The sequence below is a fragment of the Finegoldia sp. genome, assembly GCF_046991905.1.
GTDB lineage: Bacteria > Bacillota > Clostridia > Tissierellales > Peptoniphilaceae > Finegoldia.
Map to the genome: position 1 here is coordinate 1 of NZ_JBKWZF010000099.1, position 4,128 is coordinate 4,128.

Below are 4,128 nucleotides of genomic sequence, written 5' to 3' on the forward strand. Positions count from 1 at the left end.
GAAAATGAGAGATTGGATCATCTATACCTTGTTCGATAAGAGCATCAACGAACCCGATTTTACGAAAACTTTTATGTCGGGTGTTCTTGGTTTCTGGAGAATAAAAACTCTCATAGATGGAAAGATAAAGTCTGTCATTTCGTTTTGTTTTTTTAAGAAAATAGGCCATAGAAAGTGTCCTCCAAACATTACACAATTACACCATAATTATACCAAATAAATAAAAAAATAAAATTCTATTAATCTACAATCGTGTGGTTGACAAAATGAAAGTAGTGTATCCGTTTTATGAATCTGTTATAATTAAAAAGCCAAAGAAAGTTAATGTCTAAGCAGTCATTTGGAACTTTGTTTGGCGACATCCTCACCGAATGGCTGCTTAGACATGTTGAGGATGTTTTTTATGTCTAATTTTGAAAATCCTTTTAAGGATTTTGTTTTTAGTTTACCCGAAGATAAACTAGATCTTTTGATTGAATGCATCAACAATAGAAAAGATTATGATTTATATGGTGTTACTAACCTAGAAGATGCAGCTATTAAATACGGTAGAAAACCGATGTGTCCTAAGTGCTCATGTGAAAACTATATTGAAAATGGTCATACTCCAGCTTATCACAAACGTTTTAAATGTGAGAATTGTGGATGTTCTTATACATTATTATCGGATTCCGTTTTCAATTCAAGTAAGATATCTTTTCATAAGATATTGAAATATATTCAACTAATGACTTTTAACGTTCCGTTACAACAATGTATAGAAGTGTTAGAAATAAGCTCAAATACAGCGAATTTATGGCGAAATAAGATATTTCAAACAGTAAATGGATATCAAGATACTCTCCAATTAAGTGGAAGAATATGGATTGATGAAACCTATATTGAAGATTATAATGTTTTGGGTTCAGATTATATTAATCAAAAACCCAGAGGATTATCTAAAACTCAAATATGTATAGTAGTTGCCATAGATTCCAATAAAAATATGGTAGCAATTATATGTGGTCATGGAAAACCTTCTAGCGACCGTATATATAAAACATTGCATAATCATATAAGACCAAATTCAATAATTGTTCATGATGGAGAAAAAGCACATAATAAGTTAATTCGTGAATTGAATTTAAAATCGGAGGTATATAAGGCCAACACAAAAGATTCATCATATTTTGAAAAAATGGGCCTTATAAATAACATGTGCAGTTGGATTAAAAGATACATATGGAGATTTATTGGTATGGATGTAGAAAACTTACAAACATATTTAAATTGGTTCATTTATTTACAGCGTTGTAAACGTGACAATGACAAATGGCCAAAAAGTGAGCGTATATTAAGGCATTTGATACTTGAAAGAACTAGATATACCCGTAAATAAAGGATTTGTCAACCACACGATTGTAGATTAATAGAAATAAAATAAATTTAAAGCACAAAAAACAACGATAAATACTGAAGAATCTCAACTTTTTCTCAGAATAGCCTCTAAACATTCATGGTGCAAACCTCTAAAGACGGGAAAAATTGTGTAAGAGAATGTGAAATTCTCTTTTTTTATTTGAGTTGCCCTATTTATCGTGTCATTTCTATGTTAAAATCCCGAGTTTGACAGTTGAAAAAGTAAAAAGTGCTAGAAAGCCTTTATTCAAGGTTTAATCTAGCACTTTCGTTTTTTTGAAATGTTGTATGTGATTTCTATTTTGAATATTTTTTTACTATTTTGTTTAAATCACTTGGTCTATAGTACTTTCTGTTTAGTTGTAGCTCGAAACATCTTTCTAATGCATCTAATGCCTGACTACCACTATAGATGGATTTGTAGTACATGTCATCCATATTTACGACATTCATATTTCGCAATGTTTTTATTAGGTTTGATGTTGTTACATGAGTTAAGTTGTCATCCAACTTGCACTCCATAAGCCTGTATATAAGTAGTGCAGTGTAGCAGATCAAGAAATGTGCACGTATTCTTTCTGGCTTTCTCAAGAATACTGGTCTTGCATCGAAATTAGTCTTCATGATTCTAAAACAGTCTTCGATTTTGTATCTATTTTGAGCTACTGCTAGGATGTCTTTGGCTGAATCGTCAAGATTTGTTGCGACGGCATAGAATCCATCGTATTTTTCTTCTTCATGGATTTTATCCATATCCAATACATAATTAGCTGTATCAGATGATGTGTTCTTAAGGAATCGACGTATATCGTTGGGTCCTTTTTTTATTTTTTCAGGATCTTTAAGTCTTAATAACTTTTTAGCACGTTCAAGCTGTCTTTCGCGGATAGTCCTTTGGTATTCCATCATCTTTCTAGAGAAAGTGACAATGATATATTGATGTAATGTTCCTTTGGCTTTTACTTTTTTTGTTCGACCGTTCTTGTATACTTTTTCTTCATAAAGTCCTGTATCCATGGCCGTGTTGGCGGGAATCACTTTATAGGCAAAATCATTGTATAGACTTAGATTGTTTGCGTCTTTTTTATTAAATGTTCGCATTTCTTTCAATGTGATCGCATCGTCATTTGACAATAGACGGTAGTTTGAATCGTTGAATACGATATCTTTGATCTCTTGTCCAAGTTTTTTTACTGACTGTGTAACAATATAGGCTCTACCACCCATATCATTGAATTTACGGATATTGTAGGATCCAAGTCCTGCATCCGCACAATATATGAACTTTTTGTTTCCGGTCATTTTTATAACTTCTTTTTCAAGTGGAACGGCAGTAAGCTGTTCATTTGTGTTTCCTGGATGAATACACATAGAAATAGGGATTCCACGGCTGTCCATGATAAGCCCCATTTCAACAATAGGAGATGTCTTGTTTTCCTTACTGATTCCGAACTGACGAAGTCCAAGGATAATTTCTCCAGTAACTTCGTCAACGATCTCCTCATCAGGCTTTTCTGTTTCAAAGAAATAGTTTGTACAGTCATAGTACATAACTGAAGTATCTCGTTTAACGATGTTTTCGGAATTGTCAAAAAGATGTTTTAAATATTGGTCACTGTTTCTGTCTAGAATATCCAAGAAACGAATCATATGTTGGTATTCAACCTGAGGTTTCTCATAGTATGTATCAAGTTTATCGTATGTTCCATATTTACTGGCAGGATCCAGAATCCTTGCATAGGTAAGAAACTGACAGATTTTATTACAGTCGTAGGTGATCTTTCGGTCAGAAGAAACTGATTTAAAAAAATCAGACAGATTCAATTTGGCATAGATATCCTTAAGATACAGATATCCAATGTTCAAACTAGTAGAATTCGAACAAGGAGAATCTGTAGAAGGGATTCTTTCATTAAAGTCCATAGTAACAATGAATTCAGATCTGCCAGAACGATATTCCTCATTCATTTTTTTTACTTCGTTTTTAGCGTATTCCAAGGGATTATCCGTTATAAGAAGAAGCTCAGAATGTTTACCTAATCTTTTGATATTTTTGGTTGTCGTTTTTTTACCATTTCTAAATCCCTGCTGAATATAGTAAGTAGGATCTTTAAGTCGTTTATCATAATACAGTTTCATAGAAGCAGCCATCCTTTACAACTATTATATCACAATTACAACACATACAACAGTAAAAAATAAAAATTTGACGAAAAAAAAGCCGTACATAAACGACATTTGGCTATTTCGACTATGAGCAAGTGTTAAACTCCCGAACCGGCAGATACACTTCCTCCAGGTGAATTAATATAAAGATAAATATCACTGTGACTATCTTTAGCTTCGAGATAGAGTAATTGACCAATAATAGAGCTTGACATAGCGTCGTCAATTGTACCGGTCAGAAGAATAATTCTTTCTTCAAGTAATTTGGAATAAATATCGTAAGCATAATGATATTGATGATCTTTTTCTATGATAGTAGGGATAAGATGCATAAAATAACCTCCATACGTTATTATAGAAATAAAAGTGGAAAAATATTCTTAATAAAAAATAAAAAAGAAGTAAAAAAAGTGTAAGCGCTAACGATGTGATGAAATGGGAATTAATTGAAAAATAAAGGAAAAATTAATGCATCTTATACAAGAAATCAACGTTGTAGTAGTTGCTTTTGTGAAGTTTTTGACTTATAATAATGGCATAAAAGCTATTTACAAGGAGGAATAT

3 protein-coding genes are annotated in these 4,128 nt (G+C 32.1%); 1 reads left to right on the forward strand and 2 read right to left on the reverse strand.

All coding sequences use genetic code 11. The features are described from left to right. Nucleotides 1–403: 403 nt before the first annotated feature. Nucleotides 404–1,378: an IS1595 family transposase gene (locus ACLUJM_RS13065; protein WP_227280108.1), complete on the forward strand. Its 975-nt coding sequence runs from the start codon at nucleotides 404–406 to the stop codon at nucleotides 1,376–1,378. A 317-nt stretch (nucleotides 1,379–1,695) separates the two neighbouring features. On the opposite strand, the gene ACLUJM_RS13070 is transcribed toward ACLUJM_RS13065, so the two are convergent. Beyond that, a complete protein-coding gene (locus tag ACLUJM_RS13070; protein ID WP_106988960.1) occupies nucleotides 1,696–3,537 on the reverse strand; it encodes an IS1634 family transposase in 1,842 nt (613 codons plus the stop codon). A 125-nt stretch (nucleotides 3,538–3,662) separates the two neighbouring features. Further along, entirely contained in the window at nucleotides 3,663–3,896 is a 234-nt protein-coding gene (locus ACLUJM_RS13075; protein WP_412413007.1) for an ATP-dependent Clp protease proteolytic subunit, read from the reverse strand. Nucleotides 3,897–4,128 lie beyond the last annotated feature (232 nt).